Origin of the sequence: Ureibacillus sp. FSL K6-0165, assembly GCF_038004285.1 — a bacterium.
Taxonomy (GTDB): domain Bacteria; phylum Bacillota; class Bacilli; order Bacillales_A; family Planococcaceae; genus Ureibacillus; species Ureibacillus thermosphaericus.
In genome coordinates this window covers 1003872-1029087 of the sequence record NZ_JBBOQS010000001.1, presented here as the reverse complement: position 1 = coordinate 1029087, position 25216 = coordinate 1003872, and the positions used below count along the sequence as shown (strand labels likewise).

22 protein-coding genes are annotated in these 25216 nt (G+C 38.0%); 1 reads left to right on the top strand and 21 read right to left on the bottom strand.

Translation table 11 applies throughout. The features are described 5' to 3' along the window. Position 1 precedes the first annotated feature (1 nt). From gatA to NST00_RS05025, 9 genes are all read right to left on the bottom strand, one after another. The gene (gatA, locus tag NST00_RS05065) at positions 2 to 1462 is read right to left on the bottom strand and encodes an Asp-tRNA(Asn)/Glu-tRNA(Gln) amidotransferase subunit GatA (protein WP_016838751.1); all 1461 of its coding nucleotides are present in this window, start codon (positions 1460 to 1462) and stop codon (positions 2 to 4) included. 104 nt (positions 1463 to 1566) lie between these two features. Beyond that, positions 1567 to 1860 carry an Asp-tRNA(Asn)/Glu-tRNA(Gln) amidotransferase subunit GatC gene (gene gatC, locus NST00_RS05060; RefSeq protein ID WP_016838752.1) on the bottom strand — a complete coding sequence of 98 codons (294 nt, stop codon included), beginning with the start codon at positions 1858 to 1860 and terminating at the stop codon, positions 1567 to 1569. A gap of 202 nt (positions 1861 to 2062) precedes the next feature. Then, the gene (locus NST00_RS05055; RefSeq protein ID WP_168412276.1) at positions 2063 to 3211 is read right to left on the bottom strand and encodes a CamS family sex pheromone protein; all 1149 of its coding nucleotides are present in this window, start codon (positions 3209 to 3211) and stop codon (positions 2063 to 2065) included. Between the two features lie 14 nt (positions 3212 to 3225). Next, complete coding sequence (gene ligA, locus NST00_RS05050; RefSeq protein ID WP_340709690.1) at positions 3226 to 5229, bottom strand: NAD-dependent DNA ligase LigA; 2004 nt, start codon at positions 5227 to 5229, stop codon at positions 3226 to 3228. 35 nt (positions 5230 to 5264) lie between these two features. Next, on the bottom strand, positions 5265 to 7517 hold the full coding sequence (gene pcrA / locus NST00_RS05045; RefSeq protein ID WP_096549743.1) for a DNA helicase PcrA: 2253 nt from the start codon (positions 7515 to 7517) through the stop codon (positions 5265 to 5267). A gap of 65 nt (positions 7518 to 7582) precedes the next feature. Beyond that, positions 7583 to 8275, bottom strand: coding sequence for a heptaprenylglyceryl phosphate synthase (locus NST00_RS05040; protein WP_096549744.1), 693 nt, complete (start codon positions 8273 to 8275; stop codon positions 7583 to 7585). A gap of 268 nt (positions 8276 to 8543) precedes the next feature. Continuing rightward, positions 8544 to 8861: a YerC/YecD family TrpR-related protein gene (locus tag NST00_RS05035; RefSeq protein WP_016838756.1), complete on the bottom strand. Its 318-nt coding sequence runs from the start codon at positions 8859 to 8861 to the stop codon at positions 8544 to 8546. A 16-nt stretch (positions 8862 to 8877) separates the two neighbouring features. Further along, on the bottom strand, positions 8878 to 9930 hold the full coding sequence (locus tag NST00_RS05030; protein ID WP_340709689.1) for a DUF3048 domain-containing protein: 1053 nt from the start codon (positions 9928 to 9930) through the stop codon (positions 8878 to 8880). 17 nt (positions 9931 to 9947) lie between these two features. Next, on the bottom strand, positions 9948 to 11681 hold the full coding sequence (locus NST00_RS05025; RefSeq protein ID WP_016838758.1) for an adenine deaminase C-terminal domain-containing protein: 1734 nt from the start codon (positions 11679 to 11681) through the stop codon (positions 9948 to 9950). Between the two features lie 165 nt (positions 11682 to 11846). Here NST00_RS05025 and NST00_RS05020 point away from each other — a divergent pair, with 165 nt between their 5' ends. Further along, positions 11847 to 12305 (top strand): hypothetical protein, encoded by a 459-nt coding sequence (locus NST00_RS05020; RefSeq protein ID WP_016838759.1) that lies wholly within the window; start codon positions 11847 to 11849, stop codon positions 12303 to 12305. An 82-nt stretch (positions 12306 to 12387) separates the two neighbouring features. Here NST00_RS05020 and purD read toward each other — a convergent pair whose 3' ends face one another. From purD to purE, 12 genes are all read right to left on the bottom strand, one after another. Further along, entirely contained in the window at positions 12388 to 13644 is a 1257-nt protein-coding gene (gene purD / locus NST00_RS05015) for a phosphoribosylamine--glycine ligase (RefSeq protein WP_016838760.1), read from the bottom strand. Positions 13645 to 13769: 125 nt separating this feature from the next. Beyond that, positions 13770 to 15296, bottom strand: coding sequence for a bifunctional phosphoribosylaminoimidazolecarboxamide formyltransferase/IMP cyclohydrolase (purH, locus tag NST00_RS05010; RefSeq protein WP_016838761.1), 1527 nt, complete (start codon positions 15294 to 15296; stop codon positions 13770 to 13772). Between the two features lie 35 nt (positions 15297 to 15331). Further along, on the bottom strand, positions 15332 to 15901 hold the full coding sequence (purN, locus tag NST00_RS05005) for a phosphoribosylglycinamide formyltransferase (protein WP_016838762.1): 570 nt from the start codon (positions 15899 to 15901) through the stop codon (positions 15332 to 15334). Further along, positions 15898 to 16956 (bottom strand): phosphoribosylformylglycinamidine cyclo-ligase, encoded by a 1059-nt coding sequence (purM, locus tag NST00_RS05000; RefSeq protein WP_016838763.1) that lies wholly within the window; start codon positions 16954 to 16956, stop codon positions 15898 to 15900. The genes purN and purM overlap by 4 nt, the downstream gene beginning before the upstream one ends. 12 nt (positions 16957 to 16968) lie before the next feature. Then, a complete protein-coding gene (gene purF / locus NST00_RS04995; RefSeq protein WP_016838764.1) occupies positions 16969 to 18393 on the bottom strand; it encodes an amidophosphoribosyltransferase in 1425 nt (474 codons plus the stop codon). Next, positions 18369 to 20594: a phosphoribosylformylglycinamidine synthase subunit PurL gene (gene purL, locus NST00_RS04990; RefSeq protein ID WP_096549751.1), complete on the bottom strand. Its 2226-nt coding sequence runs from the start codon at positions 20592 to 20594 to the stop codon at positions 18369 to 18371. Before purL ends, purF begins: the two co-directional genes overlap by 25 nt. Beyond that, on the bottom strand, positions 20587 to 21264 hold the full coding sequence (gene purQ / locus NST00_RS04985) for a phosphoribosylformylglycinamidine synthase subunit PurQ (protein WP_016838766.1): 678 nt from the start codon (positions 21262 to 21264) through the stop codon (positions 20587 to 20589). The genes purL and purQ overlap by 8 nt, the downstream gene beginning before the upstream one ends. A 2-nt stretch (positions 21265 to 21266) precedes the next feature. Further along, positions 21267 to 21515, bottom strand: coding sequence for a phosphoribosylformylglycinamidine synthase subunit PurS (gene purS, locus NST00_RS04980; RefSeq protein ID WP_016838767.1), 249 nt, complete (start codon positions 21513 to 21515; stop codon positions 21267 to 21269). A gap of 1 nt (position 21516) precedes the next feature. After that, positions 21517 to 22227, bottom strand: coding sequence for a phosphoribosylaminoimidazolesuccinocarboxamide synthase (gene purC / locus NST00_RS04975; protein WP_016838768.1), 711 nt, complete (start codon positions 22225 to 22227; stop codon positions 21517 to 21519). 55 nt (positions 22228 to 22282) lie between these two features. Then, positions 22283 to 23581, bottom strand: coding sequence for an adenylosuccinate lyase (purB, locus tag NST00_RS04970; protein WP_016838769.1), 1299 nt, complete (start codon positions 23579 to 23581; stop codon positions 22283 to 22285). A gap of 18 nt (positions 23582 to 23599) precedes the next feature. Further along, positions 23600 to 24724 carry a 5-(carboxyamino)imidazole ribonucleotide synthase gene (gene purK / locus NST00_RS04965; protein ID WP_016838770.1) on the bottom strand — a complete coding sequence of 375 codons (1125 nt, stop codon included), beginning with the start codon at positions 24722 to 24724 and terminating at the stop codon, positions 23600 to 23602. Beyond that, positions 24721 to 25209 (bottom strand): 5-(carboxyamino)imidazole ribonucleotide mutase, encoded by a 489-nt coding sequence (gene purE, locus NST00_RS04960; protein WP_016838771.1) that lies wholly within the window; start codon positions 25207 to 25209, stop codon positions 24721 to 24723. The genes purK and purE overlap by 4 nt, the downstream gene beginning before the upstream one ends. Between the last annotated feature and the right edge of the window lie 7 nt (positions 25210 to 25216).

Below are 25216 nucleotides of genomic sequence, written 5' to 3'. Positions count from 1 at the left end.
ATTATTTACCCCCCAATCTAGGAGATTGTTTATGGAAATCTGTTGCTTTTTCAAATGCGTAAGCAGCGCGATAAACTGTTTCTTCATCAAAGTGCTTACCAATGATTTGTAAACCTAGTGGCAAGCCGTTGTCAAAGCCACAAGGGATCGAAATTGCAGGTACACCCGCTAAGTTAATTGGAATTGTTAAAATATCATTCGCATACATTGTCAATGGATCATCGATGTTTTCACCAATTTTGAATGCTGGTGATGGTGTTGTTGGACCAACGATTACATCATAATCTTCAAATACTTTATCGTAATCTTGCTTAATTAATGTACGAACTTGTTGTGCTTTTTTATAGTAAGCATCATATGTTCCTGCAGAAAGTGAATACGTACCAAGCATGATACGACGTTTTACTTCATCGCCAAAGCCTTGTGCACGTGTTTCTTTATATAATTCCATTAAGTTTTTCACGCCTTCTGCACGGAAGCCGTAACGAATTCCGTCGAAGCGAGCAAGGTTAGATGAAGCTTCAGAAGATGAAAGGATGTAGTAAGTTGCTAAAGCGTATTTAGAGTGAGGGAGTGAAACCTCTTCAACTGTTGCACCAAGTCCTTTGAACACTTCAAGAGCATCTAAAACAGACTTGCGTACAGATTCACTTACACCCTCACCTAAAAATTCTTTCGGAACTGCGATGCGAAGTCCTTTAATATCTCCATCTAATTTAGATACGTAGTTTGGCACTGGCACATCGGCACTTGTAGAGTCATTAGGGTCCACGCCAGCAATCACTTCTAGTAATAACGCATTATCATACACATTGCGTGTAATTGGTCCGATTTGGTCAAGAGATGATGCAAAGGCAACTGCACCAAAACGGGAAACACGGCCATAAGTTGGCTTCATTCCGACTACACCACAGAATGCGGCAGGTTGACGAATTGAACCACCTGTATCTGTACCTAATGCGAATGGAACTTCTCCTGCTGCAACACTTGCTGCTGATCCACCTGAAGAACCGCCTGGTACACGTTCAAGATCCCAAGGGTTTTTCGTCTTTTTGTAATATGAAGTTTCCGTTGATGAACCCATCGCAAATTCATCCATGTTGAGCTTACCAATTGTAATCATGCCAGCTTCTCGAAGCTTCTTCACAACTGTCGCGTCATAGATTGGAATGAAACCTTCTAAGATTTTAGAAGAACAAGTCGTTTCAAGTCCTTCAGTCACGATATTGTCTTTAATTCCAATTGGTAGACCGAACAATGGGCCGCGTTCGTTCTTTGGTACTTGATCCTTTTCTTTTGCTTCCTCAAGCGCTTTTTCTTTATTTAAAGCAAGAAACGCTTGCACATCTCCATCAACTTCTTCGATTCTTTTATAAGATTCATTCACTAAATCAACAATTGTAAAATCGCCATTATGTAAACCTTCTTGTAATTCTTTAGATGAACGTTCTAATAACGTCATGAAGTTCCCTCCTTTAATATGGGTATATTGAACAATGCAAGCCTCGCTAGTGACTTACACAAAAAATAATGGCTTTTGCCATTAACAAATCCATCCATTAACTTTTATTCTTCTAAAATTGGTGGAACTTTAACAAGACCATCTTCATGTTCTTTTACATTCAATAACACTTTTTCCCGATCCAATCCTTTTTCAGCTACGTCTTCTCTCATTACATTAACGATCGGTAAAACGTGTGACGTTGGCTCTACATTTGTTGTGTCTAATTCATTTAATGTTTGTACATATTCCGTAATTTTTCCAAGCTGTTCAGCAAATTTTTCAGCTTCTTCTTCTGTAATTGCTAAACGAGCAAGGTGAGCTACGTGCTTTACTTCTTCCTTCGTCAATTTTGACATTGATGATTACACCTCCACATTTCGTAAACCTGGCAATAATAATACCATTTTTTTATTGAAAAATCACACTTTTATAGGAAATTCCCTTCAGTTAAATATTACTTTTCAATTATCTCCAAAAACTGCATATTTTCAAACATCACTATCAAAGAGAAAACAACCAATTTGAAACAGTGTTACGCAATCGTAACACTGTTTTTCATTAATAATCATAGATATGAACAAATGGCTCCTGATCATTGCGATCTTTTAGAATAAGTGCTTCCGGTCCATTAATGGAAGTAATGCTCACTTCAATATCAAGGCTATTTGGGAATCTTTTCATTAATACGCCTGTTAAATATTGAGTAAAACCAATTATTTCCGTCGTTCCATAAAATTGGATCGGCACTTCCACATTTAATCTGACTAATTGGTCGTTCTGGTAAAACCCTCGACCGATGACGCTTGTATAATTTGAAAAATAATCTTGAATATCTTGTTTGAAGTTTAGGAAGTTTGTATTGATTTCTCGATAAATATCCTCTGGATTTGTCATAGGGAACGTTACATATTTTTCATTGATAGACGTCCATTCTTCTAAACTATTTTGTCCTGGTTTGGATAGACTATATGCAAAATAAGTTCCCGGAACGATGGAGTTACGCGCTTCCTGTTTAAATAATGCAATTAGAATAGGAATATCTTGTAACTCTGGACGGGCACGTAAACGACGAATTACCTCTTCCGCTATTTCTTTTCCTTTTTTCTCTAGTTGTGCAGGAGGTATTGGTTCATCATACCATTCGCCATATTGTTCTTTCTGATAGTAATAGATAGAATTTAATGCTAGTCCAATGGAGATTCCGCCAAGTGTCACTTTATTGTCATTCGTCTTTGTTAAGTAGTTTTGCTCGATAATATGCGCTAAGTATACAGGCGCTTCTTTTGCCCGTTTTACAGGATCCATGTCTTTTTCAGCAGGGGGATTTAACCCGTCTTCAGTTTGATTGCTTCGTGCAAGCCAACTGCTGACCGTATCACTATCTAAATATTGTCCTTCTTGGAAATAATACTTATCTGTGCCGAATTCGTTTTGCGAAATACGCATTAACCCTTCTTCTGCTTCTTTAATGTCGTATTTCGTATAAATATTTGATACGACGAGACCTCTGCTTGCACTCTCTTTATATGGAATCAATGTTTTATAATATCTTTCGTCCAGTTGCATATTTGGGATGATAGTCGTTTCAACTTCTGCTTCAGATTTTTTATTTGGTCCTACTACTTCCGTATCTTCTCGAAAAGAAGGCGTACAACCGCTAAGCACAGCGACAACGACCATCGCCGTTATCCAGCGAAATCGGTTCATTGTATGAATCCCCTTTACTTTTCTAATTGTTCAATAAGGCGGTTTTCGTCCCAAACTTCTATACCCAATTCTTGTGCTTTCGTAAGTTTAGAGCCTGCATCTGTTCCTGCAATAACAAGATCTGTCTTTTTACTGACGCTTCCTGTCACTTTACCACCCAACTCTTCTATTTTCGCTTTAGCTTCATTGCGTGTCAATCTTTCCAATTTTCCAGTTAAAACAATCGTTTTCCCTGCAAATGGGCTATCTGAAATTGCTGCTTGAGACTTCTTCTTCCCTTTATACACCATGTTGACACCGGCTTCTTTGAGTCGGGCGATTAATTGTTTCGCTTCATCTTTTTGGAAATAAGAAACAACTGATTGAGCGATTTTTTCACCGATTTCATGAATATTCGTCAGCTCTTCTACTGTTGCCTCCATGATGCGATCCATTGTTTCAAATTCTTCCGCAATGAGCTTTGCTGCTTTTTCACCGACATGGCGAATTCCAAGGCCAAATAATAACCGTTCTAATGAATTTTCTTTTGAACGTTCGATAGCATTGACTAAATTTGTTGCAGAAAGTCGCCCCATACGTTCCAATTTCGCCAGCTCTTCCACTTGTAAATGATATAAATCCGCTACATCACGAATATAGTTTTCTTTTAAAAGTTGTTCCGTTATTTTCTCTCCCAACCCATCGATATTCATTGCATTTCTAGAAACAAAGTGCTTAATTCCTTCAGCAATTTGAGCAGGACAGGCAGGATTTACACAGCGAATTGCTACTTCTTCGTCAATACGAATGAGTTCGCTGCCACAAACAGGGCAATGATCAGGCATTTTATATGGTACAGTACCTTCTGGCCGCTGTTCTAAAATGACGCTAACGACTTCCGGAATAATGTCTCCTGCTTTATGAACGATGACCGTATCACCAATTCGGATATCTTTTTCACGTATTAAATCTTCATTATGAAGGGAAGCTCGACCCACTGTAGAACCTGCAATTCTGACAGGTTCTAGAATTGCTGTAGGAGTTACAACACCTGTGCGTCCTACTGTTAATTCAATATCGATGATTTTCGTAATGGCTTCTTCCGCTGGGAACTTATAAGCGATTGCCCAACGAGGACTTTTTGCTGTAAAACCGAGTTCTTCTTGGTGAGCAAATCGATTCACCTTGATTACAATACCATCGATTTCATAGGGCAAGTTTGGGCGTTCCGCTGTCCATTTATTTATAAACGCTAATACATCATCTATTGTTTCACAAACTGCTCTTTCTTTGTTGACACGGAAACCAATCGAATCTAAGTATTCAAGCATTTCTGCATGGCTATCAATACCGTATGCTTCTCCATCTCCACCAATTGAATAGATAAATGTTGCTAAGTTTCGAGAAGCGGTGATTTTTGAATCGAGTTGGCGCAGTGATCCAGCAGCTGCATTCCGAGGATTAGCAAAAAGATCTTCTCCATTTTCCGCTCGCTGTTTATTTAATTCTTCAAAGGATTTTTTAGGCATATAAGCCTCTCCGCGCACTTCAATTGTTACCGGCTCTTTTAATCGCAATGGTATGTCTTTAATGGTTTTTAAATTTACTGTAATATCTTCGCCGACTGTACCATCACCGCGGGTAGCGCCTTGTACAAATATTCCATTCTCATATCTTAATGCGATGGCAAGCCCATCTATTTTCAGTTCACAAACATAGTTGTATCGATCGCCAATCGCTTGACGAATTTTTCGATCAAAATCCCGCAAATCATCTTCGGAAAATGCATTCGAAAGGCTTAACATCGGGTATCTGTGAGTTACTTTGTTAAACCCTTCAAGCGGCTTTCCACCAACCCGTTGAGTAGGTGAATCCGGATAGATGAATTCCGGATGTTCCTTTTCGATTGCCATTAATTCTTGCATTAGCTGATCATACACCGCATCAGGAACTAAAGGCTTGTCTAGTACATAGTAGGCATGAGCATATTCATGTAAAAGCTTATTTAGTTCAGCTACACGTTTTTCAAGGTCTTTCATCGTAATCCTCCACTAATTGTTAAGTGAAATGTTATTTAACCTTTTGTAATTGGGGCAAACTTGGCAAGTAGCCTTTTGATGCCTTTGTCTGGAAAGGCAATATCCAGCTCCATATCGTCACCTTCACCTTTTACACTAACAACAACACCTGTACCCCATTTACCATGAATCGCCTTATCTCCAACTTTCCATTGGAATTGTTCTCCACCAGTCGATTGGAGAGTAGCAATTTGCGATTTTGATTGAACAACACCAATTTTTCTTTTGTAACTTGAAGCTCTCTGCTGACCTGCGAAAGGCAATTTTTCTTCCACATCACCAAAGCTATATGATTTCGAAATTGGATAAATGATGTCATCCGAAATTTCTTTGATGAAACGGGACGGTAAGTTTGAATTAGAGCGGCCAAAAAGCGTGCGATAAGAGGCACAAGTTAAGTATAGCCGTTCTTCTGCCCGTGTGATTCCCACATAAGCTAAGCGGCGTTCTTCTTCCATTTCAGCTTTATCTCCAATTGAGCGGGAATGAGGGAAAATGTTTTCCTCCATACCGATAATGAATACAACCGGAAACTCTAATCCCTTCGCGGAATGCAACGTCATTAATACAATGCTCTCTTTTGAATCGCTTTCTTGATCTAGCGAATCAATATCTGCAATCAATGCGAGATCTGTTAAAAATGCAACGAGGGATTTATCGTCGCTTCTTTCTTCAAAGGCTTTTGTTACAGATAAAAATTCTTCAATGTTTTCTAATCGACTTTGAGATTCAATCGTATTTTCTTTCTCAAGCATTGCACGATATCCCGATTTCTCAATGACTTCTTCCACCAATTCCGTGACAGATAAATAATCTTGCATTTTCGTCAATCCTTCAATTAATTCACGGAATTTTTCAATTGCGTTCATTGCCCTAGGTGTTAACCCGATGGAGGAAATGTCATTGAATGCTTTAAAAATGGATATATCGTTTTCAATTGCATAAGTCGCAATTTTATCGAAAGTTGATGGACCAATGCTTCGTTTCGGTTCATTGATGATGCGGGCCAGTGATAAATCATCATCATTGTTGGCAATTAATCGCAAATAAGCAAGTAAGTCTTTAATTTCTTTACGATCGTAGAATTTCGTACCCCCAACAATCGTATACTGCAAATTGGATTTCACTAAAACTTCTTCCATTGCACGGGATTGGGCATTTGTGCGGTAAAGTATAGCAAAATCTTTTAAACTACGCCCTTCTTTTTCCATTAATTCTTTAATTGTTTTAACTACAAATTGCGCTTCATCTCTTTCATCACGAGCGGTATAGAATACAATTTTTTCGCCTTCAGGATTATCTGTGCGCAGCTTCTTTGGATAACGGCTTTCATTGTTTGAGATGACATCGTTTGCTGCTTGCAAAATTCTCTTTGTGGAGCGGTAGTTTTGTTCAAGCAAAATAACGTTTGCATTCGGATAATCTTTTTCAAAAGATAAGATGTTTCGAATGTCTGCACCACGCCACTTATAAATGGATTGATCAGAATCCCCTACAACGCAAATATTTTTAAATTTTGAAGCGAGCATTTTGACAAGTTTATATTGAGAATGGTTCGTATCTTGATATTCATCGACGTGAATGTATTGAAATTTATTTTGGTAGTATTCTAATACGTCCGGTACGCGTTCAAACAAAGTAATCGTCATCATAATTAAATCATCAAAGTCAAGGGATTGATTTTTACGAAGGGTTTTTTCATATTCCTCATACACATCTCCTACGATTTTTTCGTAAGGATTATGTGAATTGGTTATTTTTTTATATTCTTCTGCAGTGATGCATTCATTTTTAGCAGAACTAATCGTGCTTAAAACCGTTCTTGGATCATATCGTTTCGTATCAATATTGAGTTGTTTAAAAACGTTTTTTATTGCTGTTAATTGGTCGGATGAGTCAAGAATCGTAAAGTTTTTTGAGATACCGATGCGATCAATATTTCTTCTTAATATGCGAACGCACATGGAGTGAAATGTAGAAACCCACATGCTTTCGGATATACCGCTTCCCAGTAAAGCATCAATTCGATCACGCATTTCCCTTGCAGCTTTATTCGTAAAGGTAATCGCTAAAATATTTGAAGGGTATACTTGTTTTTCAACAATTAAATATGCAATCCGGTGAGTCAGCACTCTCGTTTTTCCTGAACCTGCACCAGCCATAATGAGAAGGGGACCTTCCGTTGTTTTGACCGCTTCCTTTTGTTGTGGATTCATTCCATCCAATAAATTTTTTGTTATGTGTTCCATGGTGCACCTCACTATTACAAACATTTGTTCTCAATTATACTACAAAGAGATCATTTTCGCACCGTTTATCTTGTTACACTTTTTACTGCCACAACGGTTTTTAGCGCTTCTTTTAAATCCTCATAAATGACGTTTCCAACGATAACAGTATCTGCAAATTTGGCCATCTCTTTTGCTTGTTCAGCGTTGCGGATACCTCCACCATAAAATAGTCGAGTTTCTGATAATACTTCTTTTACCCCAGCAACAATTTCTACGTCACCATATGTACCGCTGTATTCTACATAAAAAATAGGCAATTTAAAGTAATTTTCAGCAAGTCGGGCATATGCAATTACGTCTTCTTTTGTTAAATTTGTATCGGCCTCCGTTGCTTTTGCTACTTTGCAATCTGGATTTAATATACAGTAGCCTTCTGCAACTAGTTCATCCCATACCATGACATCACCAAATTCTTTAATGGCCGCATGATGAAGGTCTTTTACCCATTTTGTATTCGTACTATTTAAGACAGTAGGTATCAAATAATAATCAAATCCAGGGGTAATAGATTCAATTGTTGATATTTCTAAGGCAATTGGAACAGAATATCTTCTGATTCGAACGAGTTGTTCGAGCACGTTATCTAAAGTAATCCCATCTGTCCCTCCTACTAAAATGACATCTGTGCCAGATTCGCACACCTTTTCTAATGCTTCATCTGAAAGTTCTTTTGAAGGGTCAATTTTAAATACATGTCTCCAATTTTTATAGTCCATAAAGTCCTCACCTATTCCTATTTATTTTGTGCTTATAAGTATATCTCAAAGTAGCTTTTACCGAAAACTCCTACCTACTTTCCTGTAAGTGAAATCGCTGTTTATATAAGAAACTTTTCTCAATCCTCGTTCAGTTGTCCTTGACCGAAAAAGAGAGTATGAGGAATGAAGAAAGCATCATAAAATCGAAAATCGACAAACAAAAAATTATCACCCAATTAAACTGAGTGATAATTTTTACTTCTAAACAATCCCAATTTTAACAAACTTATCTTTTTGGTTCATATGGTTTTTCATTTGGATAAAGTCGACTTAACATTTCTTCATAAGCATCATTGCCATAATCGAAACAACGACGCACCCGTGAAATGGTTGCAGTAGAAGCTCCGGTTTCTTTTTTGATTGTTTCATAAGTTTTTTTCAAACGTAATAGATGAGCTACTTCAAATCGTTGAGCCATCGATTGAATTTCACTAATCGTACATAAGTCATCGAAAAATTTATAGCATTCTTCAAGGTCTCTCAATTCTAATATCGCTCTAAAAAGCTGATCTGTTTGAGGACCACGAATTTTATCTACCTGCATTTTCTTCCTCATCCTTTCAACTTTGCTGCTCAGAATTTGAATAAGTTACAGAAGTAGCAATTCCCGGATTTGTTGGTACAAAATGAATCCATGTTTTACCTGGCATAAGTTTTGCTTCACTGCCGTCGATTTCTACCGCTGTTAAAACGCCGTCAATATTTTCCCAACGCAGTTCTCGCATCATCCCTTGTTGGAAAATATAAGCTCTCCCACCAGAATAAATATCAATCTCTCTACGGCCTTTGTTGTCAATCACCTGATGATCCATTTCCAAGACTAACACATTGGATAACTTTATCGGTTCTCCCGTCAATAAATCTGTTGTTACCGTTCCACCAGAAGAGCGGGAATAAGTGTTGCTCACTGGATCATATGAATAGGTGCTGTTAAAGTTTTCATTATTACTATAACGGACATGTATACGATCTGCTTGCGCACCTACTTTAACACTTTCCTCCTCATCATAATAAGTATACGATACTTTTTTCTGATAGAGAAGTGAAGCATTCACTTTTTCTGCAGCAGCTTCTAGGTTATCGCTCATAAAATATGAGTTATGTGGTGCAACCCGATCTTTAGAACGTTTGAAGAAGGAACCATCGTAATACATACCGTTAATGTTATCAACGATGCCATTTTCGAGCATCTGTTTTGCTTCTGGACTGAAACCGTGTGCAATGTAAAAGGCGTCAAGTCCATCCGCTAATTCAATAAAATAGGATCTTGCACTACGAATTGGTCCGATGCTATCAGGAATTTCCGATTGGAACAATGCCAAAAATCTTGTAACATCCCCTTCTGCAAGCATTTCATAAACTACATCAGCACTTGCAATACCAGATTGCGGACGGGCAGCTGGGTGATTGTTAATCGTAGCAATAACAGGCCTCATTGTAATCTCATTAGAAATCAGTTCTCCAGTAAATGGTGTCGGATATAATATTTCTTTCGGTTCTTCTTGAACTGGTTCAATTGGTTTATCACTTATGCTTTTTTCACTACCATCTCCACATGCTGCAAGAAGTGAGATACTTGCTAAGACACAAAGCAATGTTTTTTTTCGAAACATAATCTTCATCCTTTCAGCTAGCGCATCACTGATGGAATCATTACTTCTTTTTTCATGACATCAACAATTCCATTTTGTGTGATTCGGATATAAGGTAAATGAGTTGATTGTAAGAAGAACAATGTATAAATCGCATCGCTATGCTTATAACCTCTTTCTCGCAATGCCGCTGTTAATGCCGCCTCATTTTCCATTAAGTCTTCCATCTTTCCAGTGAAAAAGTTACCTGCTCCAGTCAATGGTAGAGACATAATAACTTCATTGTCTTCTGTAAGGACAATGCCGCCCTTCATTTTTTTCATTTCATTAAAAGCAAGCATCATATCTTGCTCATTTTTACCTATTAAAATGATATCCCCTGTATTAGAGTACGAGGAAGCAAATCCTTTTACATTTGTTGCAAAACCTTTTAAGATTGCATTAATTCGCCATTTTCCGTTTTTATCTATAAGCATTAATAAACTTTCATCGGAATTTACAAGAATTTCATTTTTATGCAATTGGAAATTCACAGAGTATGGTTTTGTTATGACATCGTTAACCAATTCAATTCCAATTGGTGTAGATACTTGGAAATCTTCCTCGTTTAACTCAAATTCTAGTTCAAGAGATGGATAATACTTATTCCAATCGATTTCTGGTAATGTTTGTACTTTTTGTCCATCTTTTTTTAACCAAACACCTTTTGATAATACCGATTCCGGATTTGGAGTAAATTCATCTTTTAAAATATTTAAAGTAGCAAATCTTCCTGTCGCAATCAAACCATGTAAATGAGATAAATTATAATACTTCGCGATATTATATGAAGCCATGTTATATGCATCAATAGGGTCGACTCCTACTTCAAGTGCAATTTGGATGCATAAATTCATGACACCTTCACGATGGAAACAAGGTGTTGAACCATCTGTTGTCATCATTAAATGGTCAAATATATTTAACTTTTTATCTAGTATTCCTTTTAATAGATTTGGAAGATCAGGACGGATGGAAGAATATCGTAGCGTTACACCATAACCATGAAAAATCCGTTTTTCAACTTCCTCAACCGTCATTGCTTCATGATCACCATCTGCTCCAAGTAATTTCATTCTGACAAGGGTTTTATCAGATGCACCTGGAAAATGTCCTTCAATTTTCTTCCCATTCTTCTTTGAAGACTGAATCCAATAAAGCATTTGGTCATCACCACGTAAAAGACGTGGCCAACCAGTTAACTCGCCTCCAAGTAAAACGTCATCTCTTCCAATCCATTCAAAAATAGATTTATTCGTAAATATTTGATCTTCATTACCCAATTCGGTTTGCGCATCATAACGAGTCCACCAATAATAAGAAAACGGCATCTTTTTCAATTCATCTAGAAGTGAAAACGCTTTCGTATTAGGGAGTTGTAACGCAAAATGTAGATTATCGCTTATAAACATTGTTGTTCCAAATTGTGCTGCGTAATCTGCAAATGTTACAGGATTATATAATTGAAACGGATGGACATGGGGTTCAATATAACCTGGTACAACCGTTTTTCCCCCTAAATCTATTACTTCAGTATCTAGTAAATTTTCTGGCATTTCATTACCAACATATACGATTCGATCATGATGAACCCAAATATTACCGAAAACCCATTGTTTTAACATGCTATGTAAAAAGCGTGCATTTTTTAAAACAATGGTTGGTGATAGCTTTCCTTCTATCACAGCAATTTGATTTCGGATTTCTTGAATCTTCCAAATAGATTCTGGCATATGTTACACTCCCTTCTATTATATAAAATATTTATTTCGTTTAATCGAGTTTTATTCGCACATACTAACAATGCTGAAAAGCAAGCATATCTGATTTTATCGTAACACAGCACTTTACTAAATTAAAGTTCTTTCAATCAGCACATTTGAAAAGGAGTGATTTTGATGTTGGAAGAAAATATTTCTGAAAAAAGTGGCTTCGTTCGACTTGCTTTAGGCATTGGGTTAACAGCTTGTGGAATTAGTCATTTAGTGAAAGAGAACGGAAACAAAACTTTAGGAATGCTATCAATTACAGCTGGTTCATTAAAAATTGCTGAAGGTATCTTTTTATACTGCCCTACCAAAGCAATGTTCAGCAATAATGTGAAAAATGCCGTTACAACATCCATGCAAGAATTTATGGATGGCGATAGCTTAATGACTGCTTTTAATTCAAGATATAATAGCGGAAATCAAAATTCCAATGGCGGCAATGGCTCCACTATGCAACAAATGACACAAACTGCAGCTAAAGTTGCAGAGACAGTTGCTAACACAACCCAATCGGGCACAATGATGGAGGAAGCTGCCAAAGCCATTCAAGGTGTTACAAATAATGCAAATCAGAAGAAATCCAAATAAATAAAAATGTTTAACTCAGAAAAAGCACAAACCCCATTACTCTTGGTTTGTGCTTTTTATTTCATTTTATCTCATGGAAAAATTATTTAAATGTTCTCCATCCAATATCTTTGCGGTAGAAGAAATGATCCCAAGAATACTTATCTATTCCTGCATATACTTTTTCTTTCGCTTCTTTTAAAGACTCTGCTTTTGATGCCACTAATAACACACGTCCACCATTACCTACATATCGTCCATCTTGAAGTTTCGTTCCTGCATGATATACTTCATATTCTTTACTAAGCTCATCTAAATTTGGAAGTGGATGTCCTTTTTCAACTGTTCCAGGATAGCCTTCTGCCGCAATGACAACTCCTAGCATTACTTCATTAGACCATTGTAAATCAAAGAATTTTTCTTCCATTAATGCTTTCATGAATAATCCAAAATCAGAAGTCATGCGAGGAAGCACTACTTGTGTTTCTGGATCGCCAAAACGTGCATTAAATTCAATAACTTTTGGACCTTCTTTCGTAAGAATTAATCCTGCATATAAAACTCCAGTGAAGGATGCGCCTTCTTCTTCCATAGCTTTTACAGTTGGTTCTACAATTTCTGTATATGCGCGAGATACCATTTCTTGCGGAATTTGCGGAACCGGTGAATATGCACCCATACCACCAGTATTTGGACCTGTATCGCCATCATAAGCTCGTTTATGATCTTGAGCAATCACCATTGGATAAATTTGCCCTTTATGTACAAAGGACATGAAGGAAAATTCTTCTCCTTCTAAATATTCCTCAATCACTACTTTTGATGAAGATTCACCAAAGCGTTGATTCCCAATCATATCCGTTACAGCATCAATCGCTTCTTGTTCTGTCATTGCAACAACTACACCTTTACCAGCTGCCAAGCCATCTGCTTTTACAACAATCGGTGCCCCTTGTTGTTTAATATATTCAATCGCTTTATCCATTTCAGTAAACGTTTCATAAGTTGCTGTTGGGATGTTGTATTTTTTCATTAATTGTTTTGCAAATGACTTACTACCTTCAATTTGAGCTGCTTGTTTTGTTGGTCCAAAAATGACAAGACCTCGTTCTTGGAAATAATCCACAATTCCCTCAGCAAGAGGTTGTTCAGGACCGACAAAAGTTAAATCAATACGTTGTTCTTTTGCGAAGTTTGCCAAGCTTTCAAAATCCATTGAATCAATCGCAACCAATTCTGCACAATCACGCATTCCATCATTTCCAGGTGCTACATACACTTTTTCTACGGATGGAGAAATGCTGAATTTTTTTGCGATAGCATGCTCACGTCCACCGCTACCAACTACTAATACTTTCATACGATCGATGCCCTCCTACAAATTATTGGCATATATATTTCAAATGAAGTTAGAAATAATTGCAACTTCCAAAAAAATATTTTAACTTTAGAAAAGACGGCTACGAAACGAGCCGTCTTTATTCATTAATGTTTAAAATGTCTTACTCCTGTTGTAACCATGGCAATACCAGCCTTGTTCGCCACATCGATGGAGTCTTGATCGCGAATAGATCCCCCTGGATGAATGATTGCTGTAATTCCAGCTTTGATTGCTTCTTCTACTGTATCTGGCATTGGGAAGAAAGCATCCGAAGCCATTACCGCACCTTTCGCTTTTTCACCAGCTTGCTCTAATGCGATTTTCGCTGCTCCAACACGGTTCATTTGACCTGCACCGATTCCTAATGTCATTTGTTTATTGTTTACGACAATAGCATTTGACTTCACGTGTTTCACAACGGCCCAACCAAGTTTTAAGGCTTCCCATTCTTCCTCCGTTGGTTCACGGTCTGTTACAACTTTTATATCGGCATCGTTAAAGCCATATGTATCGTCTTCTTGGACGAGTAAACCACCTTCAACGGAAACAACTTTGAACGGATCTTGTTTTTCTTGAGAGAAATTGATTGTAAGCAAGCGAATGTTTTTCTTTTTCGTTAAAATTTCTAATGCTTCTTCTGTAAATGAAGGTGCTATGATAATTTCTAAGAAGATATTGCTTAATTTTTCTGCAGTTGGTGCATTTACTTCACGGTTTAACGCAATGATTCCACCAAAAATTGAAACTGGATCTGCTTCATAAGCTTTGTCAAATGCTTCTTCAATCGTGCTACCAGTACCAACACCACATGGGTTCATATGTTTTACCGCTACGGCAGCTGGTATTTTAAATTCTTTTACAATTTGAAGAGCTGCATTCCCATCTTGAATATTATTAAAGGATAATTCTTTTCCATGTAATTGAGTAGCATAGGCAAGAGAAAAATCTGAACCTAAACGTTTTTTATAAAATGCAGCTTTTTGGTGAGGATTTTCACCGTATCGCAACGTTTGTTGTAATTCGTAAGTAAGTGTTAAACTTTCAGGGAATGATTCTTCTGTTAAGTAGTTTGAAATATATGCATCATAGCTTGCTGTATGGCGGAATACTTTCGCTGCAAGTTTTTTTCGCGTTTCAAAAGTAGTTGTACCGTTCGCTTTCAATTCTTCAAGAACCGTAGCATAGTCATTGCTGTCAACGATTACTGTTACATATTGATGATTTTTCGCAGCTGCACGCAACATTGTAGGGCCACCAATATCAATATTTTCAATTGCATCTTCCCAAGTGACATTTGGTTTTGAAATTGTTTCTACAAATGGATATAAGTTTACACAAACGATTTCAATTGGTTCAATTCCGTGTTCTTGCATTTGTGCTTGGTGGGAAGGATCATCAAATTTCCCTAATAGACCACCATGAATCATGGGATTTAATGTTTTTACACGTCCGTCAAGAATTTCAGGAAATTTTGTTACTTCATCTACACCAGTTACCGGTACGTTATTTTCTTGCAATAACTTTTTCGTACCACCAGTAGATAATATTTCATAACCAAGCGCAACTAATTCTTTCGCAAACTCTAAAATTCCATCTTTATTTGAAACACTAATAAGTGCACGTTTTGCCACAGTTAAAGCCTCCAGTTTATACTCTATTTTTGCAATTATTTATTTTCAAATAATTTTTTTAACGTTTTTGGATAAAGTTCATGTTCTACTTTGTGAATACGTTCTTCCGTTGCTTCTCGATTACCATCCACAACTTCTACCGCTCTTTGTGCAATAATTGGACCTGTATCCATCCCTTCATCAACATAATGAACAGTAACCCCAGTGACTTTCACGCCATGTTCCATTGCTTGTCCAATCGCATCTTTTCCAGGAAAAGCTGGTAATAGAGAAGGATGAATATTAACGATTTTATTAGGATATTCAGTAAGTAATGTGTCGCCAATTAAGCGCATATACCCAGCTAATACAATCCATTCCACCGCTTTTTGTTTCAATATTTTTACAATTTCAGATTCATATGTAGCTTTTGAAGCATAATCTTTTGGTGAAAATGCGAAAACTGGGATGCCGAATTTCTCCGCTCTTTTAACCACATATGCATTGGGTTTATCTGTTACTACAACTTCTATGTTTGCATTTAATTCTCCACGTTCGATGGATTCTTGAATCGCTTGAAAATTCGATCCACTTCCTGATGCAAACACTGCTATTTTCGTTGTCATTGGCTCAAGCTCCCATCGTGTTTTCCATTAAATAAAACCCCTTCGCCTTTTACAACACGCCCAATTTGATACGCTTTCTCCCCGTGGGCTTCTGCAATTTGAATTATTTTATCCGCATCTTCAGGAGAAACGGAAAGAACAAATCCAATCCCCATATTAAATACGTTGTATAAATCTCTGTCTGATAGCGAACCTTTATCCTTCAAAAATTCGAAAATTCGAAGAGTTTCCCATGATCCTAAATCAATTTCTGTTGCAAGTCCTTCTGGCATCATTCGAGGCAAGTTTTCATAAAATCCACCACCAGTAATGTGAGCCATGCCGTGAACGTCCACTTGCTTTAACATCTCAAGAACTGGTTTGGCGTAAATTTTTGTTGGTGTAAGCAAAGCATCACCAATTGGCCCCAAATCTTCATAACCTTCAATCAATTCATCATATTTATAGCCGCAATTTCCAAATACGATTTTGCGAACTAAGGAATAACCATTGGAATGCACGCCGCTAGATGCAAGTCCAACAAGGACATCCCCTTCAACAATTTTTTCCCCAGTAACGACACGAGATTTTTCACAAGCCCCAACCGCAAAACCAGCTACATCATATTCATTTTCATCATACAAACCAGGCATTTCAGCAGTTTCCCCGCCGATGAGTGCAGCACCTGCCTGAACGCAGCCATCTGCAACGCCACTTACAATTTGCTCGATCTTTTCAGGGTCTGCTTTCCCAATTGCAATATAATCTAAAAAGTATAACGGTTCTGCACCTTGAGCAACGATATCATTCACACACATCGCCACGCAGTCAATGCCAATCGTGTCATGTTTATCGGCCATAAATGCTAATTTGAGCTTAGTCCCGACACCATCTGTACCAGAAATTAGAACAGGTTCTTTTAAATTTAATGAAGATAAATCGAACATGCCACCGAAGCCACCAAACGTTCCCATGACACCAATTCGTTTTGTTCTTTCTACATGGGATTTCATGCGTTTAACAGCTTCATAACCAGCTTCAATATTGACTCCCGCTTGTTCATATGCCTTTGACATGATTCTTCCTCCTTAATGTGAAAGTTCTTTAATATGTGGTAAGACAGTGTCTGGGAAAATTTCAGTTGGATATTTTCCAGTAAAGCATGCCATGCAAAGACCGCCATTCTCATCGTCAAAAGGTCTTGAGATTGCTTCTACTAATCCGTCTGGAGATAAAAATGTTAAGGAATCTGCACCAATTGCATCACGGATTTCATCGATTGTTTTTCCTGTTGCGATTAGCTCTTCATCTGATGAAATGTCTATTCCATAGAAGCAAGGATTCGAAATTGGAGGAGAAGTGATTGCTACATGCACTTCCTTTGCTCCAGCTTCTTTTAACATTTTGACAATTCTACGAGAAGTTGTTCCTCGAACGATGGAATCATCCACCATGACTACTCGTTTTCCACGAACGACTTGAACGACAGGAGATAATTTCATTTTTACTCCGCGTTCACGCAATTCTTGTGTCGGTTGAATAAATGTTCTTCCCACATAACGATTTTTGATTAATCCCATTTCGTAAGGAATGCCAATTTCTTCTGCAAAACCAATTGCAGCTGAAATGGAGGAATCCGGAACACCTGTTACAACATCCGCATCGATTGAACCCATTTCTTTTGCTAATTGTTTACCCAAACGTTTACGAGCCATGTGAATGTTGACATAATCAATATTTGAGTCAGGACGTGCAAAATAAACATATTCCATTGCACACATTGCTCTTTGTTCCATTTGAGCATAGCGATCTTCTTCGATACCTTTTTCTGAAATAACAACTAATTCTCCCGGCTCCACTTCCCGTATAAACTCCGCACCAATCAAATCAAAGGCGCAAGTTTCAGACGAAGCCACCCAAGCGTCCCCTAATTTACCAATTGACAGTGGACGTAAACCATTGCGATCTCGAGCTAGGATCATTTTATCTTTCGTTAAAATAATGACGGAGAATGCACCTCTCAATAGAGAAAGAGCTTCTTTTACTTGCTCACGGAAGCGAGGCTTTTTGCTTTTTTTAATTAAATGCACAATTACTTCCGTGTCTGAAGTAGAATGAAAAATACTACCTGATCGTTCAAGATGTTGTTTCAAATGATTCGCATTGACTAAATTACCATTATGAGCCAAAGCAATCGTGCCAGTTGAGGAACGAACCAATAACGGCTGTACGTTCTCTATTCCTCCGCCGCCTGCAGTTGTATAGCGAACATGAGCAATGGCAGAAGTGCCTTTCAAACTTTTTAATTTTTCTTCATTAAATACTTCATTTACTAAACCTTCACCTTTTACCGCTTTGAAGTACTGGCCGTCAGTAGCGACGATGCCAGCACCTTCTTGACCGCGATGTTGTAAAGCATGTAAACCGTAATAGCTTAAATGAGCTGCCGCTTCATGTCCCCATATCCCAAAAACACCACATTCTTCATTTAAGCCTCTGATTTCAGCAAGCATGGGATAGCTCCTTTCCAAGCAGAACAAAATTCTTCCACAGACCCCTCAATTAACAAGCCTGATTCGCCTTCAATTGTGATTTTCCCATCATTTGTAACAAGTCCGATTTTCTTTGCATCAGTAATCAATTCTTCAAATTGCTTCACGTTTTCTTCTTTTACTGTGACGATAAAACGAGATTGAGATTCACTGAATAAAGCAGTTACAGGTGATCCTTCTAATCTCACATGAAGTCCTAACCCTTCAGTTCCGAAAGTCTTTTCAGCTAACGCAACTGCTACGCCGCCTTCAGATACGTCATGAGCAGATTGAACAAGTCCAGCACGAATTGCAGAAAGTAATGCTTTTTGGCGCGCTGCCTCCACCTCTAAATCGATGCTTGGCGCTTTACCAAAGATTTTGCCATGAACTAATTTTTGTAGTTCTGATCCACCGAATTCTGTTTTCGTTTCACCAAGTATATAAACAACGTCACCAGCTTGTTTAACTTGTTGTGTTGTCACATGTGATAAATCTTGAATTAAACCAACCATACCAATTGTTGGAGTAGGATATACAGCTTGACCTGAATGTTCATTATAAAGGGAAACGTTGCCGCTAATAACTGGTGTTTTTAAAGCTGTACAAGCCGCAGAAATACCATCCGCACTCTTTTCTAATTGCCAGAAGATTTCTGGCTTTTCTGGATTACCAAAGTTTAAGCAGTCTGTAATTGCTAGCGGTTCGCCACCTGATGCAACAATGTTGCGAGCAGCCTCTGCCACCGCGATTTTGCCACCTGTTTCTGGATCTAAATAAATGTAGCGAGAGTTGCAGTCAGCTGTCATAGCAAGTGCTTTATTTGTACCTCTAATGCGCAATACTGCCGCATCTGAACCAGGAGTTACTACTGTATTTGTACGAACTTGATAGTCAAATTGATTGTAAACCCATTCTTTTGAAGCAATAGTCGGTGCTTGAAGTAATTGTTTCAACGTTTCTTTCAAGTCACTTACTTCAGGCTCCGCGTTTTCCATTGCTTGGAACTCGCTAAAATAAGCAGGTTCTTTAGAAGGTTTATGATAAACTGGTGCATCTTCTGCTAATGCATCAGCTGGAACTTCAGCTACAACTTCACCTTTATGAATCAGCCTCAACATTTTATCGTCTGTCACTCGGCCGATTGCAACAGCATCTAATCCGTATTTTTCGAAGATTTGTTTGATTTCTTCTTCGCGACCTTTTTTCACGACTAAAAGCATTCGTTCTTGTGATTCTGATAACATCATTTCATAGGCAGTCATGCCTGTCTCACGTTGCGGCACTAAATCTAAATTCATTTCGATACCTGAACCAGCTTTTGAAGCCATCTCTGCTGAAGAGGAAGTTAAACCTGCAGCTCCCATATCTTGTATACCAACGAGAGCATCTGATTTTACAACTTCTAAACAAGCTTCTAATAGAAGTTTTTCCATGAATGGGTCCCCAACTTGAACTGCTGGACGATTTTCTTCTGATTCTTCACTTAATTCTTCAGAAGCGAACGTCGCACCGTGGATACCGTCACGCCCTGTTTTAGCACCCACATACATGACAGTATTGCCTACACCTTTAGCCACACCTTTTTGAATATCTTTATGGTCAATTAAACCAACACACATAGCATTTACTAAAGGATTTCCTTCATAGCAAGGGTCAAATTGAACTTCTCCACCAACAGTTGGGATACCGATGCAGTTTCCGTATCCAGCGATTCCTGCCACTACTTCTTCAAATAAGTATTTCACTCGAGGCGACTTTAATTCACCGAAACGTAAAGAGTTTAACAGTGCAATTGGACGAGCACCCATGGAGAACACGTCACGAATAATCCCTCCAACCCCTGTTGCTGCACCTTGGTAAGGTTCAATCGCTGAAGGGTGGTTATGAGATTCCATCTTGAATACAACTGCTTGCTCATCACCTATGTCAACAATCCCCGCACCCTCTCCAGGACCTTGTAATACGCGAGGTCCGCTTGTTGGGAATTTACGCAATACCGGTTTTGAGTTTTTATAAGAACAGTGTTCAGACCACATAACAGAGAACAAACCTGTTTCTGTCCAATTTGGAAGACGGCCTAAAATTTTCTCAACCATCGCAAACTCTTCATCACTTAACCCCATGTCACGATAAAGCTTTTGTTCCTTAATTTGTTCTGCAGTTGGTTCTAAATTAGACATGTGATTCCCTCCACTGTTTCACAATTGATTTGAATAATGCTAGTCCGTCTGCACTGCCAAGTAATGCATCCACCGCACGTTCAGGGTGTGGCATCATACCAAGAACGTTACCACGCTCATTCACAATACCTGCAATGTCTGATAGACTTCCATTTGGATTTTCACCTGAATAAGTGAAAACGATTTGATTCTTTTCTTGTAATTTTTTTAATGTTTCCTCATCACAGAAATAGTTTCCTTCACCATGAGCGATTGGAATATTAATGATTTGCCCTTGCTCATATTGATTTGTAAATAGCGTATTGTTATTTTCAACTTTTAATTGAACTGTTCGGCAAATGAATTTTAAGTTTTGGTTGCGAAGTAAAACCCCTGGTAGCAAACCCGCTTCCGTTAAAATTTGGAATCCGTTGCAAACTCCTAAAACTGGTTTTCCTTCTTCTGCTGCCTTTTTCACTGCTTTCATAACATTTGATTGACTTGCCATGGCTCCACAACGGAGATAATCCCCGTATGAGAATCCTCCAGGAATTAAAATCGCATCAAATTTACTTAAATCTGTTGCATCGTGCCAAACATATTCTACTTCTTCACCTAGTTCGTCCTTTATTGCATGATACATGTCGATATCACAGTTCGACCCTGGGAATACGAGTACAGCAAATTTCATGATTAATTAGCCTCCTCGACTTCAAAGCGATAATCCTCAATCACAGTGTTTGCCAGCAGCTTTTCACACATTTCTTTTACCAATGCGTCAATATCACGTTCAGTATCTGAAATTAATACTTCTAAATATTTACCGATACGTACGTCCTCAACTTCTTTATATCCCATATTTACTAAAGATCCTTTTACTGCAGAGCCTTGTGGGTCTAATACACTTTCACGTAACGTAACGTAAATTTTAACTTTTTTCATATCACTTTCCTCCAAGTCTAGAAAGAATAATGTTATAAACATCTGTTAAACTACCAAGATCACGTCTAAATACGTCTTTATCCAGCTTTTCATTCGTTTCCGCATCCCAGAGTCGGCAAGTATCTGGAGAGATTTCATCCGCAAGCAAGATGTTGCCTTCTTTATCACGACCGAATTCCAATTTAAAATCAACTAATACTACATCGATTTCTTCAAATATTTTCCTCAATGCTTCATTCACTTTAAATGCATTGTTAGTAATCGTTTCAACTTCTTCTTTTGATGCAATCCCAAGTATGTCAATATGTTCGTTGTTAATCAAAGGATCTTTTAATGCGTCATTTTTATAGTAAAACTCAACAATCGGACGCTTTAACTTTGTTCCTTCTTCAATGCCAAGCCTTTCAGCGAAGCTACCTGCTGATATATTGCGAACAACCACTTCAAGGGGGATGATATCCACTTTTTTTACTAGTTGTTCGTGTTCAGATACACTCTTAATAAAGTGAGATTCGATACCATGCTGTTTTAATTTTTCAAAAATCAGGGTAGAAATTTTATTATTTAATATTCCTTTCCCCTCAATTTCTGCTTTCTTCAGCCCGTTAAAGGCTGTCGCACTGTTTTTATACTCAACAAACAAAACATCTTCCACATCTGTTGCATATAAGCGTTTCGCTTTTCCTTCGTATAACAGCGCACCTTTTTCCATAACCGTTCCCCCAATAATTTAAATTTTTCAATGGCTTCGCCTTTTACTGTACCGATTAATCATTTAATCCTAAACGTTGAAAAATCAAATCAACATTTTTCAAATGCCAGTTGTAATCGAAACAATCATCAATTTCTTCTTTAGATAAAAGTGAACTGATTTTTTCATCTGCTTCAACAAGCGGACGGAAATGTCTTTGTTCATCCCAAGCTTTTGCCGTTAATGGTTGAACAGTATCATAAGCTTCTTCGCGAGATAATCCTTTATCGATTAATGCTAGAAGAATACGCTGTGAATAAATTAGTCCGAACGTAGCGTCCATATTGCGTTTCATGTTTTCTGGGAAAACGGTTAAGTTTTTCACGATATTGCTGAAACGGTTCAACATATAGTTAAGTGCTATCGTTGTATCAGGAATAATGATACGTTCTGCTGATGAATGAGAAATATCACGCTCATGCCATAAAGAAACATTTTCGTAAGCTGTGATCACATGTCCACGTACTACACGAGCAATTCCAGCCATGTTTTCTGATCCGATTGGATTGCGTTTATGCGGCATTGCTGATGAACCTTTTTGTCCTTTTGCAAATCCTTCTTCAACTTCTCGAGTTTCGGATTTTTGCAATCCTCGAATTTCCGTTGCGAATTTCTCAATGGAAGTTGCAATTAGAGCTAATGCTGCAATGTATTCTGCATGGCGATCACGTTGCAATGTTTGAGTTGAAATTGGTGCTGGCGTTAGACCTAATTTTTCACAAACGTATTGCTCTACAAATGGATCGATGTTGGCGTATGTTCCAACAGCTCCTGAAATTTTACCTGTCTCAATCGTTTTTGCTGCTCTTTCAAATCGTTCTAGATTGCGTAACATTTCTTCACGCCATAAGGCAAGTTTTAATCCAAATGTTGTCGGTTCTGCGTGTACTCCATGAGTGCGCCCCATCATCACCGTATATTTATGTTCTTTTGCCTTGGCTGTTAATACATCAATAAATTTTTGAATGTCTTTTCGTAGAATGTTGTTTGCTTGTTTAATTAAATAAGAGAGGGCAGTATCTACAACATCTGTTGAAGTCAGTCCGTAATGAACCCATTTTCTTTCTTCCCCAAGCGTCTCAGAAACAGCGCGAGTAAATGCTACTACATCATGTTTCGTTGTTTGTTCAATTTCGTAAATACGGTTAATATCAAATGAAGCGTTTTGACGCAATTTCACTACGTCCTCTTTTGGAATAACTCCAAGTTCAGCCCATGCTTCACACGCTAAAATCTCAACTTCAAGCCAAGCTTTAAATTTATTTTCTTCAGTCCAAATTGCTCCCATTTCTGGACGAGTATAACGTTCAATCATTTTCAAATCTCCTTTTCCTCATTCTGACCAAATGCCAGAAGCTTCAATTTCTATTAGTGTTTCTTCGATGTTATCAGTTAGTATTGTTACATGTCCCATTTTTCGGTTAACTTTTGCCTCTTTCTTTCCATAGAGGTGAATCGACCAATGTGGATATTTAGTAATGGAATTGGAAAGCGGCGCTACATGTTGCCCTAATACGTTTACCATCACTACTGGAGAATGTAGTTTTGGTTCACGCAATGGCCATCCTGCAACAGCACGGATATGTTGCGCGAATTGAGAAATGTTGCATGCTTCAATGGAATAATGACCGGAATTATGCGGTCTTGGTGCTAGTTCATTAATGATAATTTGTCCATCGTTTAATACGAACATTTCAACTGCTAATGTTCCAATTAATTGCAAATGTTCAGCGATTTTTCGTGCTGCTTCTTCCGCTAATTGTTTTGTTTCTGTAGAAATTCGAGCAGGCACAATTGTTTCATGTAAAATGTGGTTAATATGAACATTTTCGCCAACTGGTAAACAATAAGTTTCTCCATTTCCATTCCTTTGGATAATGACGGAAATTTCCTTCTCAAATGGGATAAATCCTTCCACAATACATTGTGAGTGATTAAATAAATTTTTAGCTAATGGCAAGTCTTCTTTTGATAGAAGCTTTTGTTGACCTTTTCCGTCATAACCAAAACGGGCAGTTTTCACAATGCTCGGAAAACCAATTTGATCTATTTTTTCAACAAGTTCTTCATAGCTCTCGCAAACAATATACGGTGCAACAGGGCAACCGGCATTTACAATAGCTTCCTTTTCCGTTACTCGATTTTGAGTAATGCGAATAATTTCCGCGCCTTGAGGAACGTAGGCAATCTCTGTTAATCGTTTTAGTCCTTCATAATCTATATTTTCAAACTCAAAAGTGATGACATCACTTATTTCCGCTAATTCTTCAAGTGCAGCTTCATCATCATACGGAGCTACAATTTGTATATCTGCAACTTGACCACATGGTGAATCCATTGTCGGATCAAGAACTGCAATTTTGAAACCTGCTTCTCTTGCACTGAGAGCCATCATTCGTCCTAACTGTCCACCCCCGATGATGCCAATCGTTTGACCGGGGTATATTGTTTTTGTCACTTCAAGTCACCTGAACTTTCTAATACTTTTTGTTTTAATTGTTCACGTCTTGCTTCCAGTTTTTCTGCTATTTGTTTATCTGTAATGGATAAAATTTGTGCTGCTAAGAGTCCAGCATTTGTGGCACCTGCTTTGCCAATAGCAACTGTCGCTACAGGAACACCACCAGGCATTTGCACAATGGAAAGCAATGAATCAAGTCCATTTAAAGCTTTTGATTGTACAGGTACACCGATGACTGGCAAAGTTGTTTTACTTGCAACCATCCCCGGTAAGTGAGCTGCTCCTCCCGCTCCGGCAATAATGACTTCAATACCACGTGAACGGGCAGTTTCGGCATATTCAAACATCAAATCAGGAGTTCGATGAGCTGATACAACTTTCTTTTCGTATGGCACTTCTAACTCGTCTAATATGTCACAAGCATGTTTCATCGTATCCCAATCACTGGAACTTCCCATTATGACTCCGATTTTAGGATTCATTAATAAC

What these genes read in the sequence shown, in the direction of transcription:
- gatA (WP_016838751.1), bottom strand. Translation starts at nt 1,462, where the DNA reads ATGACGTTATTAGAACGTTCATCTAAAGAATTACAAGAAGGTTTACAT.
- gatC (WP_016838752.1), bottom strand. Translation starts at nt 1,860, where the DNA reads ATGTCAAAATTGACGAAGGAAGAAGTAAAGCACGTAGCTCACCTTGCT.
- NST00_RS05055 (WP_168412276.1), bottom strand. Translation starts at nt 3,211, where the DNA reads ATGAACCGATTTCGCTGGATAACGGCGATGGTCGTTGTCGCTGTGCTT.
- ligA (WP_340709690.1), bottom strand. Translation starts at nt 5,229, where the DNA reads ATGAAAGACCTTGAAAAACGTGTAGCTGAACTAAATAAGCTTTTACAT.
- pcrA (WP_096549743.1), bottom strand. Translation starts at nt 7,517, where the DNA reads ATGGAACACATAACAAAAAATTTATTGGATGGAATGAATCCACAACAA.
- NST00_RS05040 (WP_096549744.1), bottom strand. Translation starts at nt 8,275, where the DNA reads ATGGACTATAAAAATTGGAGACATGTATTTAAAATTGACCCTTCAAAA.
- NST00_RS05035 (WP_016838756.1), bottom strand. Translation starts at nt 8,861, where the DNA reads ATGCAGGTAGATAAAATTCGTGGTCCTCAAACAGATCAGCTTTTTAGA.
- NST00_RS05030 (WP_340709689.1), bottom strand. Translation starts at nt 9,930, where the DNA reads ATGTTTCGAAAAAAAACATTGCTTTGTGTCTTAGCAAGTATCTCACTT.
- NST00_RS05025 (WP_016838758.1), bottom strand. Translation starts at nt 11,681, where the DNA reads ATGCCAGAATCTATTTGGAAGATTCAAGAAATCCGAAATCAAATTGCT.
- NST00_RS05020 (WP_016838759.1), top strand. Translation starts at nt 11,847, where the DNA reads ATGTTGGAAGAAAATATTTCTGAAAAAAGTGGCTTCGTTCGACTTGCT.
- purD (WP_016838760.1), bottom strand. Translation starts at nt 13,644, where the DNA reads ATGAAAGTATTAGTAGTTGGTAGCGGTGGACGTGAGCATGCTATCGCA.
- purN (WP_016838762.1), bottom strand. Translation starts at nt 15,901, where the DNA reads ATGACAACGAAAATAGCAGTGTTTGCATCAGGAAGTGGATCGAATTTT.
- purM (WP_016838763.1), bottom strand. Translation starts at nt 16,956, where the DNA reads ATGTCAAAGGCATATGAACAAGCGGGAGTCAATATTGAAGCTGGTTAT.
- purF (WP_016838764.1), bottom strand. Translation starts at nt 18,393, where the DNA reads ATGCTTGCTGAAATCAGAGGCTTAAATGAAGAATGTGGTGTTTTTGGG.
- purL (WP_096549751.1), bottom strand. Translation starts at nt 20,594, where the DNA reads ATGTCTAATTTAGAACCAACTGCAGAACAAATTAAGGAACAAAAGCTT.
- purQ (WP_016838766.1), bottom strand. Translation starts at nt 21,264, where the DNA reads ATGAAATTTGCTGTACTCGTATTCCCAGGGTCGAACTGTGATATCGAC.
- purS (WP_016838767.1), bottom strand. Translation starts at nt 21,515, where the DNA reads ATGAAAAAAGTTAAAATTTACGTTACGTTACGTGAAAGTGTATTAGAC.
- purC (WP_016838768.1), bottom strand. Translation starts at nt 22,227, where the DNA reads ATGGAAAAAGGTGCGCTGTTATACGAAGGAAAAGCGAAACGCTTATAT.
- purB (WP_016838769.1), bottom strand. Translation starts at nt 23,581, where the DNA reads ATGATTGAACGTTATACTCGTCCAGAAATGGGAGCAATTTGGACTGAA.
- purE (WP_016838771.1), bottom strand. Translation starts at nt 25,209, where the DNA reads ATGAATCCTAAAATCGGAGTCATAATGGGAAGTTCCAGTGATTGGGAT.